Below are 14,278 nucleotides of genomic sequence, written 5' to 3' on the forward strand. Positions count from 1 at the left end.
GCTTCTGGTCAAGATGAACAGACGACCGAACAATCGGTAGGGAGCCCCCGCCACCCATGGAGGTGCCCCGAGATGACCGTTCTCGACCACAGACACCACACGGGCGTGCCCGGCTGGATGCCCGGAGCCACCGCCCCGCGCACCGATCCGGCCCCCCTCCTCCCGGACGTCTCCCCCGTCCGGGTCCTCGGCACCCCCGCGCTGGAGAAGCACGACCCGGCGCTGCTGCGCGAGCTCTACCGGCGACTCGTCGTCGGCCGGCGCTACAACCAGCAGGCGACCACCCTGACCAAGCAGGGCCGCCTCGCCGTCTACCCGGCCTCCACCGGGCAGGAGGCCTGCCAGGTCGCCGCCGCGCTGGTGCTCGGCGAACGCGACTGGCTGTTCCCCAGCTACCGCGACACCCTCGCCGTGGTCTCCCGGGGCGTCGACCCGCTGGAGGCGCTGACCCTGCTGCGCGGCAACGCCCACACCGGCTACGACCCGCGCGCCAGCCGCACCGCCCCGCTCTGCACCCCGCTCGGCACCCAGGCCCCGCACGCCGTCGGACTGGCGCACGCCGCCCGGCTGCGCGGCGAGCCGGTGGTCGCGCTGGCCATGCTCGGCGACGGCGGCACCAGCGAGGGCGACTTCCACGAGGCGCTGAACTTCGCCGCCGTGCTCCGGGCCCCGGTCGTCTTCCTGGTGCAGAACAACGGCTACGCGATCTCCGTCCCGCTCAGCGCCCAGTCGGCCGCGCCCAGCCTGGCCCACAAGGCCGTCGGCTACGGCATGCCGGGCCGGCTGGTGGACGGCAACGACGCACCCGCCCTGCACTCCGTGCTCACCGAGGCCGTCGAGCGCGCCCGGGCCGGCGAGGGCCCCACCCTGATCGAGGCGCTCACCTACCGGATCGAGGCCCACACCAACGCCGACGACGCCACCCGCTACCGCACCGAGCCCGAGGTGGACGCCTGGCGGGAGCACGACCCGATCCTGCTGATGGACCGCGCGCTGCGCGAACTGAACCTGCTGGACGACGGGCTGGTGCAGGACGCGGCGGACGAGGCGGAGGCGCTGGCGGCCCGGATGCGGGCCGAGTTCCACGCCGACCCGGCACTCGACCCGATGGCGCTGTTCGCCCATGTCTACGCCGAGCCCACCCCCCAACTGCGCGAGCAGGCCGCCCAGTTGTCCGCCGAGCTGGCCGCCGAGGCCGAGGTGCAGCACTGATGTCGACGGCAGTCTCCTCCCGTACCGCCTCGATGGCGCAGGCGCTCAACTCCGCTCTGCGGGACTCCCTGCGCGAGGACCCGACGGTCCACGTGCTCGGCGAGGACGTCGGCGCGCTCGGCGGCGTCTTCCGGATCACCGACGGGCTCACCGCCGAGTTCGGCCCCGACCGCTGTCTGGACACCCCGCTCGCCGAGGCCGGCATCCTCGGCACCGCGGTCGGCATGGCGATGTACGGGCTGCGCCCGGTGGTCGAGATGCAGTTCGACGCCTTCGCCTACCCGGCGCTGGAGCAGCTGTTCTCCCACGTCGCCAAGATGCGCAACCGCACGGCGGGCCGGCTCCCGCTGCCGATCACCGTGCGCATCCCGTACGGCGGCGGCATCGGCGGCGTCGAGCACCACAGCGACGCCTCCGAGGCGTACTACACCAGCACTCCCGGTCTGCACGTGGTCACCCCGGGGACGGTCGCCGACGCGTACGGGCTGCTGCGCGCCTCGATCGCCTCCGACGACCCGGTGGTCTTCCTGGAGCCCAAGCGGCTCTACTGGGGCAAGGCCGAGTTCGACCCGGCGGCGCCGGTCGAGCCGATCGGCCGGGCCGTGCTGCGGCGCACCGGCACGTCGGCGGTGCTGATCACCTACGGCCCCTCGCTGCCGGTCTGCCTGGAGGCGGCCGAGGCGGCGCGGGCCGAGGGCTGGGACCTCGCCGTGCTGGACCTGCGCACCCTGGTGCCCTTCGACGACGAGACGGTCACCCGGGTGGTCCGCTCGATCGGCCGGGCCGTGGTGGTGCACGAGGCCAGCGGCTTCGGCGGCACCGGCGCGGAGATCGCCGCCCGGGTCACCGAGCGCTGCTTCCACCACCTGGCGGCGCCCGTGCTGCGGGTCACCGGCTTCGACATCCCGTACCCGCCGCCGATGCTCGAACACCACCACCTGCCCGGCGTGGACCGGATCCTGGACGCGGTCGCCCGGCTGCAGTGGGAGGACTGAGGATGATGCCCGTCGTGCGGGAGTTCCGGCTGCCCGACCTCGGTGAGGGGCTCACCGGGGCGGAGGTGGTGCGCTGGATGGTCGAGGTCGGCGAGGTGATCGCGGTCGACCAGCCGGTGGTGGAGGTCGAGACGGCCAAGGCCGTGGTGGAGGTGCCCTGCCCGTACGGCGGGGTGGTCACCGCTCGGTACGGGGCGGAGGGCGAGGAGATCGCCGTCGGCGCGCCGTTGGTGACGGTGGCCGTGGCTTCGGCGGGGGGCGAGGCGGGTGACCCTGCTTCTTCCGCTGTCGTGGTTTCCGCCGAGGTCGAGCGGCCGTTGGTGGGGTACGGGGTCGCCGAGAGCAGGGGGACGCGGCGGCGCCGGGTGGGGGCGGCTGCTCCTGCTCATGCCCCTGCTCCTGCTCCTGCTCCCGTTGCGGTGGCGGCTCCGGTTGCCCCTGCCGCTCCGGTCGTGGTGCCGGTGATCTCGCCGTTGGTGCGGCGGCTGGCCCGGGAGCAGGGGGTCGACCTGACCGCGCTCTCCGGCAGCGGGCCGGACGGGCTGATCATGCGGGCGGACGTCGAGCGGGCGGTCGCGGCCAAGGTCGCCGCTCCGGTGTCCGCCGCCCCGGGGTCCGCGGCGTCGGCGCCCGCCGCGCCGACGGCGGTCGCGCAGGTGGCGGTCGCGCAGGACGAGGTCGTCCCGCTGCGCGGGCTGCGCAGGGCGGTGGCCGAGAAGCTCAGCCGCAGCCACCGGGAGATCCCCGCGGCGACCTGCTGGGTGGACGTGGATGCCACCGAACTGATGGCGCTGCGACGGCAGTTGAACGCCACGCCGGGCCCGAAGGTGAGCGTGCTGGCGCTGCTGGCCCGGATCTGCACGGTCGCGCTGGCGCGCTTCCCGGAGCTCAACTCCAGTGTGACCGAGGACGGTTCGGGCATCGTCCGGCACTCGGCGGTGCACCTGGGCTTCGCCGCTCAGGGCGAGCGCGGGCTGGTCGTCCCGGTGGTCCGGGACGCGCACGCCCGCAGCACCGAGCAGCTCGGCGCGGAGCTCGGGCGGTTGACCGAGTCGGCGCGCAGCGGCTCGCTCACCCCGGCCGAACTGACCGGCGGCACCTTCACGTTGAACAACTACGGGGTGTTCGGCGTGGACGGCTCCACCCCGATCCTCAACCACCCCGAGGCGGCGATGCTCGGGGTCGGCCGGATCGTGGCCAAACCCTGGGTGTACGGCGGGGAGTTGGCGGTGCGCGAGGTGACGCAGCTGTCCTTCACCTTCGACCACCGGGTCTGCGACGGCGGGACGGCCGGCGGGTTCCTGCGGTTCGTGGCGGACTGCGTGGAGCAGCCGGGCATGCTGCTGCGACAGCTGTGACCCCACCGCACTGAGCAGGGCGGGGTCGCCCTGGGTGTGCTGCTCGGCACTCAGGGCGACCGCCGATCACGTGAGAGTAGCGCGTTCCCGGGCCGGGTGTCCGGGCTTCGCGTGATTTATCGGATGAGCTTTCCGGGCGTGCCAACCTAGGCGTCAGCAGAGACAAGCCAGGTGGTGACGCAGGCCGGCCGGAGGCGAAACGATTCTCTTGGGTACTCGAAACGCAGCGGTGAAGTCCCGCAGAACACTCCTCATCCGTACCGGGCTCGGCTCGGCGGGGGCCGCCGCCGTCCCGGGCCTGCCGGAGGCGCACGAGCCCGAACCGGTGGCGGCGGCCGAAGCGTCGGCGCCGGAGCCGGTGCCGGCCGAAGCGGCGGTCGGCGAGGCGGTGCGGTCCGGGCCGCCGACGCCGACGGTGCCGGCGGTGCCGGTGATTCCGCCGCGGCCCGTCGAGCCGCCGACCGTCCCCGCGCTCCCCGAGTCGCCCTCGACCACCGGTACCGCGCCCTGCTTCCAGCCCCTCTTCGCCGACGCTCCTGGGCTCAACTGGTCCGGCCCCGGCGGCGGTCGGGCGCCCCAGCCGTCCGCCCCACGGCGTCCGGCAGCGCAGCCGCCGGTAGCCCTGCCCGTCGCGCTTTCGAGTGCCGAGGACGTCGAACTCCCGCTCACCGCGCGGGACATCGAGCTGATCCGGGCCAGCCTCGCCGTCGTCGAGCCGGTCGCCGACCGGGCCACCGCGCACTTCTACGCCCTGCTCTTCCTCCGGCACCCGGAGGTCCGCTCGCTCTTCCCCGCCGCCATGGACGTCCAGCGCGACCGGCTGTTCCGCGCCCTGCTCGCCGCCGCCCGCGGCGCCGAGGACCCGGCGGCGCTGCGCGCCCGGATGAGCGATCTCGGCCGCGGCCACCGCCGCTACGGCACTCTGACCGGCCACTACGCCCCGGTGGGGGAGTGTCTGGTGCAGGCGCTGGCCCGGTACGCGGGCAGCCGCTGGGGCGCCGACACCGAACTGGCCTGGCGCCGCGCCTACCGGCTGATCTCCGGCATGATGATCGAGGCCGCCGAGGAGGACGCCCGGACCTCGCCGCCCTGGTGGCAGGGCGAGGTGGTGCGGCACGAGCGCCGTACCCGGGATGTCGCGGTGCTCACCGTCCGCCCGGACCAGGCCTACCCGTTCCGGGCCGGCCAGTACTGCAGCCTGGAGACGCCCTGGTGGCCGCGGGTCTGGCGGCACTACTCCTTCGCCTCCGCGCCCCGCCCGGACGGGCTGCTGACCTTCCACGTCAAGGCCGTCCAGGCGGGCTGGGTGAGCAACGCGCTGGTGCACCGGGCCGCACCCGGGGACGTGCTGCGGCTCGGCCCGGCGGCCGGCTCGATGACCGTCGACCACAGCGCCGGCACCGACCTGCTCTGCCTCGGCGGCGGTACCGGCATCGCGCCGATCCGCGCCCTGGTCGAGGAGGCGGCCGGGCACGGCGGCCCCGGCCGCAGCGTCGAGGTGTTCTACGGGGCCCGCCAGGCCGCCGAGCTGTACGAGCTGGACGCGCTGCAGGGGCTGGCGGACCGCCTGCCCTGGCTGACGGTGCGGCCGGTGCTCTCCGGCACCGGCCCGGCCGAGGGCGTGCTGACCGGCGAACTGCCCGAGGTGGTGGGCCGGTTCGGCCCGTGGAGCGGCCGCGAGGCGGTGCTCAGCGGTCCACCCGCGATGGTCCGGCGCGGGGTCGGGGTGCTGCTGCGGATGGGCCTGCCGGCCGAGCGGATCCGGCACGACCTGGTGGGCGAGCGGGCCGCCGGGTGATCAGCCGAGATCGGGTGCGAGGAGCGCGCGGATGCCCTCGATGTTGGCCGCCAGGTACGCCCGCAGCCGGGGCGGGACGACGTTCACCGAGGTCACGCCCTCGCGGGTGAACGGCAGCCGGACCACCTGGTACTCACCGTTGGGATCCGTCACCTCGGGCCCGTGCCGCCGGCTGAGGTCCATGGAGGCCAGGCGGCAGACGAAGAAGTGCTGCACCTTGACCCCGTGGGGGTGCAGCAGGGTGCCGTCGTCGTGGTGGGTGTGGCTGATGGTGTCGACGAAGGCGGGCACCACGTCCACGATCTTGCCGCCGAGCTCCTCGTCCACCTCGCGGTGCAGTGCCTCCACCACCGTGCGGTCGTCCCGCTCGACGCCGCCGCCGGGGGTGATCCAGTACGGGTGCGGCGCCCCGGGCCGCACCCGCCGGATCAGCACGATCGAGGCCGGGCCGTACGGGTCGTCCGGGTCCAGCTCCAGCAGGATCGCCCGCGCGGTCCGCTTGACCACCGGGCGCGGTGGCGGGGTTCGGTTGTCGGGGCCCATGGCGACCTCCGGGGCTGGAGCGTTGTGCGGGAGTCTGCCGCGCGGGGCGGAGGTCGAAACGCCCACCCGGTCGGGTGTGCTCCGAAGTCCACCGTTCGGCTTCCGAACCCGTCGTTCGTCAGAGAGGTACCAGCGCCATGCAGCACAGCACAGTCCAGGAGCACCTGGGGATGAGCCTCGTGGTCTCGCCCGAGCTGTCCTTCGGCATCGGGGCGGACCTGGTGTACGAGGCCGGCGATCCGTACGCGGTCCGGTTCGCCTTCAACCTGCCCGGCGACGCCCCCGTCACCTGGGTGTTCGCGCGCGAGCTGCTGCGGGACGGCCTCGGCCGCCCGTCCGGAGAGGGGGACGTCCACATCCACCCGCTCGGCGGGGAGCCCCCGGAGGTCCGCATCGCGCTGCACACCCCCAACGGGGACGCCGTGCTGCACGCCCCGGCGGCGCCGCTGGTCGCCTTCCTGGCGCGCACCGACCGGCTGGTGCCGACGGGGCAGGAGCTCACCGGGCGGGAGCTCGACGCCCAGCTCGCGGCCATCCTCAGGGGGTGCGACGCGGGTTGAGCGGCCGGGAACGGCGGCAGGCCGGTACCGGTGGACCACCCGGACACGGCGAAGGGGCCGGTACCCGGTGGACCCACCCGGGCACGGCCCCTTCCGCGTCGTGGTGTGCGACGGCCGCACGACCGGGTCAGTCGTCGTCCAGGGCCAGGTGCAGGCCCCAGGCAACGAGGCTGATGATCAGTGAACCGACCAGTGCCGAACCGAAGTTGACCACATGGAAGTCCAGCTCCAGCCTGCTGGACGCCCAGGAGGTGAGCAGCAGCATCAGGGCGTTGATCACGAAGGTGATCAGGCCCAGCGTGAGGATGAACAGCGGGAACGAGAACAGCTTCACCACCGGCTTGATCAGCCAGTTGATGAGGCCGAAGACCACGGCCACGCCGAGCACCGTGAGTGCCTTGTGCTGCCAGTCGGCCTTGCCCTCGGCGAGTTGGATGCCGCTGACGATCCAAGCGGCGACCCAGATGGCCGCCGCGTTGATCAGTGTTTTGATGACGAAACCCTTCATGGCGCCCAAGCCTGGCAGGCGCCCCGCCCCGGGGGAAGGTCCCACCGGACGAGTTGGTGTTGAATGCCCCTGGTCCGCGCGGTGGATGCGACGGACGCGACGGACACGGTGCACGCGACGGACGCGGTGCACGCGACGGACGCGAGGGACCCGACGGGCGGAGGAGGACGGCAGCGGTGAAGGTGTTCCGGCTGGACGAACTGGACGCGGAGCGGGCGGCCAACGACGGCGCGTACCTGCGGTTCCTGCGCGAACCGCGGATGTCCGCCGGCCTGTACGCGCTCTCCCCCGGCGACACCGACACCCAGACCGCGCACGACCAGGACGAGATCTACCAGGTGATCAGCGGCCGCGCCGAGCTGACCGTCGGCGCCGAGACCACGACCGTCGGACGCGGCAGCGTGGTGTACGTCCCGGCCGGCACCCCGCACCGGTTCCACCACATCACCGAGGAGCTGCGGGTGCTGGTGGTGTTCTCCCCGCCGGAGGACTGAGCGCTTAGGGTCGCCGGTATGACCCGTAGCCTCACCGACGAGCTCTGGGCGTCGATCGAGCCGATCTACGCCGAGATCCTCGCCCACCCCTTCATCGGCGGCCTCACCGACGGCACCCTGCCGCGCGAGGCCTTCCGCCACTTCGTCGTCCAGGACTCCCACTACCTGCGCGACTACGCCCGGGCGCTCGCCGTCTGCGCCGCCAAGGCGCCCGGCGAGGAGGACGTCCGGGCCTTCGCCGACGACGCGGTCGGCGCGCTGGCCGCGGAACAGGGCATGCACGCCGAGTTCCTCACCGCCTTCGGCGGCACCGCCGAGGAGGCCGCCGCCGAACCGGTGCTGCCGACCACCCGGGCCTACACCAGCTATCTGCTGGCCACCGTGTACGGCGGCTCCTTCGCCGAGGCGCTCGGCGCGGTGCTGCCCTGCTACTGGATCTACGCCCGGGTAGGCGAGGCGCTGCTCGCCCAGGGCTCCCCCGACCCGCTGTACGCCAAGTGGATCGCCACCTACGGCGACGAGGCCTTCCAGTCCGTGGTGCGCCGGGTGCTGACGCTCACCGACCGGCTCGGCGAGGAGCTCTCGGCGGCCGAACGGCGCCGGGTGGTCGAGCACTTCAGGACGACCTCGCGCTACGAGTGGATGTTCTGGGACGCCGCCTGGCGCGGGGAGCGCTGGCCGGTCTGACCCCGGCCCCCGCCGTTTCTCGGGGGTCGTCCCGGGGGGTCGGATAGGGGTGATCTCGGGGTTCTCTCCGGGCCGTTGGCCCTCGTTCCGCCGCTCCCGCCCCCGTACGATCGAAGCATCGAAAGCAAGCGGGATGCGGCACCGGACGGCAGCCGGCCCGAGGGGAGAAGAGGAACCGACATGGCTGAGCTCTGGAAGTCGCTGCCCTCCTGGGTGCGCAACATCGTCATCCCGGTGCTGGTCCTGGTGCTGGCCTGGAACGTCATCGCCTTCGTGTTCGGCGTGGTCGGCGCCCTGCTGAGCATCGTGATCAAGCTGCTGGTGGTCGTCGGCATCGCCGCCGCCGTGGTGATCCTGGTGAAGAAGGCCGCCAAGAGCTGACCCCGCTCCGCGCGCCGCGCGGAGCACCTCCGGAGGCCCGGCACCCCGTCCGCGGGGGCCGGGCCTCGGCCTTTGCACCGCCTTCGGGCCGCCTTCGGACCGCCTTGGGATCGTCCGTCCGCCGGCTCCGCGTGGCCGGTTCCGTTCGGGGACCGTCTGGACCTGCGGCGATCGGCTCGCTACCGTGTTGGGCGTCATGTGCAGGCAACACCGCCTGCGACGCGGGAGCTCGGAGCACCGGGCTGAGAGGGCGCTGACCGGGACGTCGACGGACGGACCGACGGCTGCGTCGACCGCAGGAACCTGACCGGGTAATGCCGGCGTAGGGAGTAGAGGTCAGATGACCACGTTCGAAGCACAGCCGCAGTCTGCCCAGAGCGCCCCCAGCAGCGAGCGCACCGGCTATCCCACCCCGGCCTGGCGCAAGGCCTACCGCGACGGATCCCGCCCGGACCTGCGGGTGCCGTACCGCGAGGTGCAGCTCACCAACGGCCGGACCGTCCCGCTGTACGACACCTCCGGCCCGTACACCGACCCCGCCTACGAGCCCGACGTGCGGCGCGGCCTGCCCGCCCTGCGCGACGCCTGGATCCGCCAGCGCGGCGACGTCGAGGAGTACGACGGCCGCGAGGCGCGCCCCGAGGACGACGGGATCAAGCACACCTCGCCGCGCGGGGGCAACCTGCGCAACCTGGACGCCGTCTTCCCCGGCCGTCCGCGCCGCCCGCTGCGCGGTCGCGCCGGCGCCGCCGTCACCCAACTCGCCTACGCCAAGCGGGGCGTGGTGACGCCGGAGATGGAGTTCGTGGCGCTGCGCGAGGGCCTGGAGCCGGAGTTCGTGCGCGCCGAGGTGGCCCGCGGCCGGGCCGTCATCCCGGTCAACGTGAACCACCCCGAGGTGGAACCGGCCATCATCGGCACCAACTTCCTGGTGAAGATCAACGCCAACATCGGCAACTCCGCGGTCACCTCCTCGATCGAGGAGGAGGTGGAGAAGATGACCTGGGCCACCCGCTGGGGCGCCGACACCGTCATGGACCTCTCCACCGGCCGCAACATCCACACCACCCGCGAGTGGATCCTGCGCAACTCCCCCGTGCCGATCGGCACCGTGCCGCTCTACCAGGCCCTGGAGAAGGTCGACGGCAAGGCCGAGGAGCTGAGCTGGGAGGTCTACCGGGACACCATCATCGAGCAGTGCGAGCAGGGCGTCGACTACATGACCGTCCACGCCGGAGTGCTGCTGCGGTACGTGCCGCTCACCGCGCGCCGCAAGACCGGCATCGTCTCGCGCGGCGGCTCCATCATGGCCGCGTGGTGCCTGGCCCACCACCAGGAGAACTTCCTCTACACCAACTTCGAGGAACTCTGCGACATCCTGGCCTCCTACGACGTCACCTTCTCGCTCGGTGACGGCCTGCGGCCCGGCTCCATCGCGGACGCCAACGACGAGGCGCAGTTCGCCGAGCTGCAGACCCTCGGCGAGCTGGGCCGGATCGCCCGCGAGCGCGACGTCCAGGTGATGATCGAGGGCCCGGGGCACGTCCCGATGAACAAGATCAAGGAGAACATGGATCTCCAGAAGGAGATCTGCGACGAGGCGCCGTTCTACACCCTCGGCCCCCTCACCACCGACGTCGCCCCCGGCTACGACCACATCACCTCGGGCATCGGCGCCGCGATGATCGCCTGGTGGGGCACCGCGATGCTCTGCTACGTCACGCCCAAGGAGCACCTGGGCCTGCCCAACCGGGACGACGTCAAGACCGGCGTGATCACCTACAAGATCGCCGCCCACGCCGCCGACCTCGCCAAGGGCCACCCCGGCGCCCAGGCCTGGGACGACGCCCTCTCCGACGCCCGCTTCGAGTTCCGCTGGGAGGACCAGTTCAACCTGGCCCTCGACCCGGAGACCGCCCGCGACTTCCACGACGAGACCCTCCCCGCCGAACCCGCCAAGACGGCCCACTTCTGCTCGATGTGCGGCCCGAAGTTCTGCTCGATGAAGATCTCCCAGAAGATCCGGGACGAGCACGGTGACGGCTCCACGGCCGTGACCAGCGACTTCGACGCCGAGGCCCTGGCCGGCATGGCCGAGAAGTCCGCCGAGTTCGCCGCCCAGGGCAACCGGGTCTACCTCCCCCTGGCCGACTGATCGGGTCTCGCCGACTGCGTCGCTCCGGGTCCCGTTGGATTCCCGGGGCGACGCGGTACCGACCGGCGTGATATCTGCATTTTGCAGCTACTGATGCTAGAGTGCAGATATGACAGCGCTCACCATCCGGGATGTCCCGGACGATCAGATCCAGACCCTGAAGGTCCGCGCAGCCCAGGCCGGCAAGTCGCTCCAGGCGTTCATGCAAGACCTGATCGCAAGGGAAGCGTCCAAGCCCACGATGGCGGAGATGATGGAGCGGCTGAACCGGGAGACCACCGCCCGCGTCAGCGCCACCGACATCGTCGCTGCCATCGACGAGGGACGAGCCGGGCGTTGATCGTTATCGACTGTTCCGCTCTGGTCCTGGTCCTCACGGCCCACAGTCCCGACGGAGAACTCATCCGGAGCCGTGTGGCCGAGGCGGGGGACGTCTACGCTCCCACCCTCCTGGACTACGAGATCCAGTCGGCCTTGCTCGGCATGCAGCGTGGCGGCAAGCTGACCGAGAGGGAGGTGGAAAGGGCGGTTGACGCCTACCGGATGCTTCCCATCGCCAAACGGGACACGCTGCCGTTCTGGGACAGAGTGAAGAAGCTGCACGCCAACCTCAGCGCCTACGACGCCCAGTACGTCGCCCTGGCGGAAGCCCTCGGCGTACCGCTGATCACCAGCGATGCGAGGATCAAGCGCAGCGGGGCGGCAAAGTGCGACATCGAGGTCTTCGCTTCGGTTCGCCCTTAGCCGGCGCGGCGCGTCCAGGTGTGCCTTCGTTGAAGCTCTGCTCGATGAAGATCTCCCAGAAGATCCGGGACGAGCACGGTGACGGCTCCACGGCCGTGACCAGCGACTTCGACGCCGAGGCCCTGGCCGGCATGGCCGAGAAGTCCGCCGAGTTCGCCGCCCAGGGCAACCGGGTCTACCTCCCCCTCGCCGACTGACGCAGGACGGCTGACGCAGGACGGCTGACGCCTGACGCCTGAGCGCCGCCCCGGGAGCCTCCGCTTCTCGGGGCGGCGCTTCGTTGGGCGCCTGGTAGGACGGCCCGAGCGTGCTGCCCGGCGTGCTCGGCACCTGCAGGCTGTGTCAGTCGGTGGCGGGAATGGTGTCCTCGGAGTACCAGCGGAGTTCGACGGTGTTGCCGTCCGGGTCCTGGACGTAGAGGGAGGTGCCGGTGCCGCGGGCGCCGTAGCGGGGGCCGGGACCGTCGAGGACGGTGAAGACGCCGGAGTCGACGACCTCCTGCCAGTCGAGGGGCTCCACGGTGAGGCAGATGTGGTCGACGTTGGACTCGTGCCGGGGGCGGTCGAACAGGTCGATGATCGTGTCCGGGGTGACCCGGACGGACGGGAAGGAGACCTTGCCGGCCCGCCACTCGTCGACCCGGACCGGCTCCAGGCCCAGCAGGCCGGTGTAGAAGGCCAGCGACCGCTCGACATCGGCGACGTTGAGGACCAGGTGGTCGAGGGCGACGACGCGCATGGTGATCCGCTCCGGTGGTGTGGTTCCGCTGAGGACGGGCTCCACGATCCTCCGGACGGAAGCGATCATCAACGCCGGATCGCCGTAGGATCATTGAGCTGGATTAAACGATGCCGGGCGCGTGACGGCAGGGACGGGGGCGGCATGCTGGAGCGGCTGGAGACGGAGATCTTCCTCGCGCTCGCCGAGGAACTGCACTTCGGCCGGACCGCCGAGCGGCTGCGCCTCACCACCGGCCGGGTCAGCCAGGTCGTCAGGAAGCTGGAACGCCGGATCGGCGCACCGCTGTTCGACCGCACCAGCCGGTCCGTACGGCTCACTCCGGTCGGGCGGCAGCTGGCCGAGGACCTCGCCCCGGTGGTGGCCGCGATGGAGCAGGCGCTGCGCCGGGCGGTGGACGCCGGCCGGGGGGTGACCGGCGAGCTGCGGGTCGCGTTCCTCGGGGAGTGGACGGCCCCGGTGCTGCTCAGGGTGGTCGCGTTGTTCGGTGAGCGGCACCCCGACTGCCGGGTGGACGTGCGGGAGGTGCACCTCTCCAACTCCCGCTCCAGCCTGGAGGACGGCTCGATCGACATCCTGGTCGCCTCCTACCCCTTCGACGGCATGGCGCTCGGCCCGGTCCTGCTCACCGAGCGGCGCGTCCTGGCCGTCCCGGCCGGGCATCCGCTGGCCGCGGAGGCCTCGGTGTCACTGGAGGTGCTCGCGGACCACCCGGTGGTGCAGTACCCGGCGGTCACCTCGGTCGGCTTCAAGCGGGACCGCACCCCCGACCGCACCCCGTCGGGCCGTCCCGTCACCAAGGGCCCCTCCGGCGCCACCTTCTCCGAGATGCTCAGCCTGGTCGCCATGGGCCGTGGCGTCCTGCCCGTCGGCGAACTCTGCCGCCAGTACTACCCCCGCCCGGACCTCGCCTACGTCCCCATCCACGACGCCCCGCCGATCGAGCGGGGTCCGATCTGGCTTCCGGCCAACAGCACGGAGCGCGTGCGGGAGTTCATCCGGGCTACGGCGGATGTGGCCGCGGGTGGTGGGGGTTCGTAGGGCCGGGTTCGGAGTTCGGGCGGTCGGCCCGTCAGGAGATGGCGCGCAGGTGGGGGTACCCGGCGGCCGGGGCTGGACCGGCCGCCGGGTGCTGACCCGCGCGGCTGTCGGACGGACGGCCGGTACGGGTGCGGCGGTGTCCGCCGCTCGGCCGGCCCCGGTCGGCGTCAGCGGACGTCGTCCGGCCCGGTGAAGTCGGGCGGGGTGTAGCCGGGCCCGGTGAAGTCGGGTGTGGTGAAGGCGGCGGGGCGGGGGGTGCGGCCGTCGGTGTCGGTGAGGCCTCCGGCGCCGGGGCTGGTGAAGGCGGGCGGGCTGTACCCGGGGCCGGCGAAGCCGGCGGCCGGGCGGCCGGGGACGGCCGGCAGGTGGGTGTGGAGGTACGGCAGCAGGCCGCGCTCGCGCAGGGCGGTGCGCCATTCGGCCCGGGCGGTGGCGAGTTCGGCGGCGAGCTCGGGGTCGGTGCCGGCCGGGACGGCGGCGGCGCCGTCGCGTATGGCGGTGAGCAGCAGCCCGACGACGCCGACGGCCATCGCGGCGACCCCGGCGGCGAGCGCGACCCAGCCGGCGGTGACCACCGAGCGGCCGAGCAGGAGGCCGGAGTCGACGGCGCGCAGCAGGTAGCCGACGAGCAGCAGGACCAGCCCGGCGGACCAGGCGAGGATCGGGGTGAGCACGGTGAGCACGGGGAACAGCCCGGCGCCGCCGTTGGTGGAGCGCAGTTGGCTGAGCAGCCCGGGGGCGTACGGTTCGACGTCGGCCGGCGGCGCGGGGGTGGCGCGCAGGCTCTCGCGCAGCGCGGTGTAGTGGGCGTACTCGGTGGCGGCCGCGGTGTTGACGGCGTCGGCGTCGCGCAGGGCGAGGACGCGCAGCTGGTCGGCGGTGAGTGCGCCGGGCGCGCGCAGGGCGGTGAGGACGGTGCGGTCGCGCAGTGCTTCGCCGAGGAGGCGCTCGTACTCCGGGCGGTCCTCGGCGTGCAGCGGCGGGGGGTTGGACATGGGGACCCCGTTCATGCGGACCCCGGCCGGCAGCGAGGGCGCGGGGCCGCGTCGGGGACGCGGGACACC

Annotated in this window: 17 protein-coding genes; 13 read left to right on the forward strand and 4 right to left on the reverse strand. The window is 72.8% G+C overall.

Features of this window, described 5'->3' with window-relative positions:
• The first annotated feature begins 72 nt into the window (after positions 1–72).
• The 4 genes from pdhA to ACZ6Z8_RS19700 all read left to right on the forward strand — a co-directional run bounded on the left by pdhA (position 73) and on the right by ACZ6Z8_RS19700 (position 5,363).
• Positions 73–1,212 (forward strand): pyruvate dehydrogenase (acetyl-transferring) E1 component subunit alpha, encoded by a 1,140-nt coding sequence (pdhA, locus tag ACZ6Z8_RS19685; RefSeq protein ID WP_465611316.1) that lies wholly within the window; start codon positions 73–75, stop codon positions 1,210–1,212.
• Complete coding sequence (locus ACZ6Z8_RS19690) at positions 1,212–2,207, forward strand: alpha-ketoacid dehydrogenase subunit beta (protein WP_465611317.1); 996 nt, start codon at positions 1,212–1,214, stop codon at positions 2,205–2,207. The genes pdhA and ACZ6Z8_RS19690 overlap by 1 nt, the downstream gene beginning before the upstream one ends.
• A gap of 5 nt (positions 2,208–2,212) precedes the next feature.
• Positions 2,213–3,565, forward strand: coding sequence for a dihydrolipoamide acetyltransferase family protein (locus ACZ6Z8_RS19695; RefSeq protein ID WP_465611442.1), 1,353 nt, complete (start codon positions 2,213–2,215; stop codon positions 3,563–3,565).
• 229 nt (positions 3,566–3,794) lie between these two features.
• Complete coding sequence (locus tag ACZ6Z8_RS19700; RefSeq protein ID WP_465611318.1) at positions 3,795–5,363, forward strand: globin domain-containing protein; 1,569 nt, start codon at positions 3,795–3,797, stop codon at positions 5,361–5,363.
• Here the strand turns inward: ACZ6Z8_RS19700 and ACZ6Z8_RS19705 are convergent, their stop codons facing one another.
• Positions 5,364–5,906 carry an NUDIX domain-containing protein gene (locus ACZ6Z8_RS19705; protein WP_391491782.1) on the reverse strand — a complete coding sequence of 181 codons (543 nt, stop codon included), beginning with the start codon at positions 5,904–5,906 and terminating at the stop codon, positions 5,364–5,366.
• A gap of 137 nt (positions 5,907–6,043) precedes the next feature.
• On the opposite strand from ACZ6Z8_RS19705, the gene ACZ6Z8_RS19710 reads away from it, so the two are divergent.
• Complete coding sequence (locus ACZ6Z8_RS19710; RefSeq protein ID WP_465611319.1) at positions 6,044–6,466, forward strand: SsgA family sporulation/cell division regulator; 423 nt, start codon at positions 6,044–6,046, stop codon at positions 6,464–6,466.
• Between the two features lie 127 nt (positions 6,467–6,593).
• Here the strand turns inward: ACZ6Z8_RS19710 and ACZ6Z8_RS19715 are convergent, their stop codons facing one another.
• Positions 6,594–6,974, reverse strand: a complete 381-nt coding sequence (locus tag ACZ6Z8_RS19715) for a phage holin family protein (RefSeq protein ID WP_465611320.1) — start codon at positions 6,972–6,974, stop codon at positions 6,594–6,596.
• 176 nt (positions 6,975–7,150) lie between these two features.
• Between ACZ6Z8_RS19715 and ACZ6Z8_RS19720 the strand changes: the two genes are divergently transcribed.
• The 7 genes from ACZ6Z8_RS19720 (at position 7,151) to ACZ6Z8_RS19750 (ending at position 11,632) form a co-directional block, all read left to right on the forward strand.
• Positions 7,151–7,468, forward strand: a complete 318-nt coding sequence (locus tag ACZ6Z8_RS19720; protein ID WP_402825226.1) for a cupin domain-containing protein — start codon at positions 7,151–7,153, stop codon at positions 7,466–7,468.
• 18 nt (positions 7,469–7,486) lie between these two features.
• Positions 7,487–8,155: a thiaminase II gene (tenA, locus tag ACZ6Z8_RS19725; protein WP_465611321.1), complete on the forward strand. Its 669-nt coding sequence runs from the start codon at positions 7,487–7,489 to the stop codon at positions 8,153–8,155.
• A gap of 180 nt (positions 8,156–8,335) precedes the next feature.
• Positions 8,336–8,536 (forward strand): DUF5326 family protein, encoded by a 201-nt coding sequence (locus tag ACZ6Z8_RS19730; protein ID WP_030278197.1) that lies wholly within the window; start codon positions 8,336–8,338, stop codon positions 8,534–8,536.
• Positions 8,537–8,876: 340 nt separating this feature from the next.
• Entirely contained in the window at positions 8,877–10,691 is a 1,815-nt protein-coding gene (gene thiC, locus ACZ6Z8_RS19735; RefSeq protein ID WP_465611322.1) for a phosphomethylpyrimidine synthase ThiC, read from the forward strand.
• Between the two features lie 109 nt (positions 10,692–10,800).
• Entirely contained in the window at positions 10,801–11,031 is a 231-nt protein-coding gene (locus tag ACZ6Z8_RS19740) for a FitA-like ribbon-helix-helix domain-containing protein (RefSeq protein ID WP_033348302.1), read from the forward strand.
• Complete coding sequence (locus ACZ6Z8_RS19745; protein ID WP_465611323.1) at positions 11,028–11,435, forward strand: type II toxin-antitoxin system VapC family toxin; 408 nt, start codon at positions 11,028–11,030, stop codon at positions 11,433–11,435. Before ACZ6Z8_RS19740 ends, ACZ6Z8_RS19745 begins: the two co-directional genes overlap by 4 nt.
• A gap of 44 nt (positions 11,436–11,479) precedes the next feature.
• The gene (locus ACZ6Z8_RS19750) at positions 11,480–11,632 is read left to right on the forward strand and encodes a hypothetical protein (protein ID WP_465611444.1); all 153 of its coding nucleotides are present in this window, start codon (positions 11,480–11,482) and stop codon (positions 11,630–11,632) included.
• A gap of 145 nt (positions 11,633–11,777) precedes the next feature.
• Here the strand turns inward: ACZ6Z8_RS19750 and ACZ6Z8_RS19755 are convergent, their stop codons facing one another.
• Entirely contained in the window at positions 11,778–12,173 is a 396-nt protein-coding gene (locus ACZ6Z8_RS19755) for a VOC family protein (RefSeq protein ID WP_465611443.1), read from the reverse strand.
• Positions 12,174–12,317: 144 nt separating this feature from the next.
• Here ACZ6Z8_RS19755 and ACZ6Z8_RS19760 point away from each other — a divergent pair, with 144 nt between their 5' ends.
• Positions 12,318–13,214 carry a LysR family transcriptional regulator gene (locus ACZ6Z8_RS19760; RefSeq protein ID WP_465611324.1) on the forward strand — a complete coding sequence of 299 codons (897 nt, stop codon included), beginning with the start codon at positions 12,318–12,320 and terminating at the stop codon, positions 13,212–13,214.
• Between the two features lie 167 nt (positions 13,215–13,381).
• On the opposite strand, the gene ACZ6Z8_RS19765 is transcribed toward ACZ6Z8_RS19760, so the two are convergent.
• Positions 13,382–14,209: a hypothetical protein gene (locus ACZ6Z8_RS19765; RefSeq protein WP_465611325.1), complete on the reverse strand. Its 828-nt coding sequence runs from the start codon at positions 14,207–14,209 to the stop codon at positions 13,382–13,384.
• Positions 14,210–14,278: the final 69 nt, after the last annotated feature.

The sequence above is a fragment of the Kitasatospora sp. NPDC101108 genome (assembly GCF_055584725.1).

Excerpts from the sequence above, each read along its gene's own strand:
- pdhA (WP_465611316.1), top strand. The coding sequence starts at position 73 with ATGACCGTTCTCGACCACAGACACCACACGGGCGTGCCCGGCTGGATG.
- ACZ6Z8_RS19690 (WP_465611317.1), top strand. The coding sequence starts at position 1,212 with ATGTCGACGGCAGTCTCCTCCCGTACCGCCTCGATGGCGCAGGCGCTC.
- ACZ6Z8_RS19695 (WP_465611442.1), top strand. The coding sequence starts at position 2,213 with ATGCCCGTCGTGCGGGAGTTCCGGCTGCCCGACCTCGGTGAGGGGCTC.
- ACZ6Z8_RS19705 (WP_391491782.1), bottom strand. The coding sequence starts at position 5,906 with ATGGGCCCCGACAACCGAACCCCGCCACCGCGCCCGGTGGTCAAGCGG.
- ACZ6Z8_RS19710 (WP_465611319.1), top strand. The coding sequence starts at position 6,044 with ATGCAGCACAGCACAGTCCAGGAGCACCTGGGGATGAGCCTCGTGGTC.
- ACZ6Z8_RS19715 (WP_465611320.1), bottom strand. The coding sequence starts at position 6,974 with ATGAAGGGTTTCGTCATCAAAACACTGATCAACGCGGCGGCCATCTGG.
- tenA (WP_465611321.1), top strand. The coding sequence starts at position 7,487 with ATGACCCGTAGCCTCACCGACGAGCTCTGGGCGTCGATCGAGCCGATC.
- ACZ6Z8_RS19730 (WP_030278197.1), top strand. The coding sequence starts at position 8,336 with ATGGCTGAGCTCTGGAAGTCGCTGCCCTCCTGGGTGCGCAACATCGTC.
- thiC (WP_465611322.1), top strand. The coding sequence starts at position 8,877 with ATGACCACGTTCGAAGCACAGCCGCAGTCTGCCCAGAGCGCCCCCAGC.
- ACZ6Z8_RS19740 (WP_033348302.1), top strand. The coding sequence starts at position 10,801 with ATGACAGCGCTCACCATCCGGGATGTCCCGGACGATCAGATCCAGACC.
- ACZ6Z8_RS19750 (WP_465611444.1), top strand. The coding sequence starts at position 11,480 with ATGAAGATCTCCCAGAAGATCCGGGACGAGCACGGTGACGGCTCCACG.
- ACZ6Z8_RS19755 (WP_465611443.1), bottom strand. The coding sequence starts at position 12,173 with ATGCGCGTCGTCGCCCTCGACCACCTGGTCCTCAACGTCGCCGATGTC.
- ACZ6Z8_RS19760 (WP_465611324.1), top strand. The coding sequence starts at position 12,318 with ATGCTGGAGCGGCTGGAGACGGAGATCTTCCTCGCGCTCGCCGAGGAA.
- ACZ6Z8_RS19765 (WP_465611325.1), bottom strand. The coding sequence starts at position 14,209 with ATGTCCAACCCCCCGCCGCTGCACGCCGAGGACCGCCCGGAGTACGAG.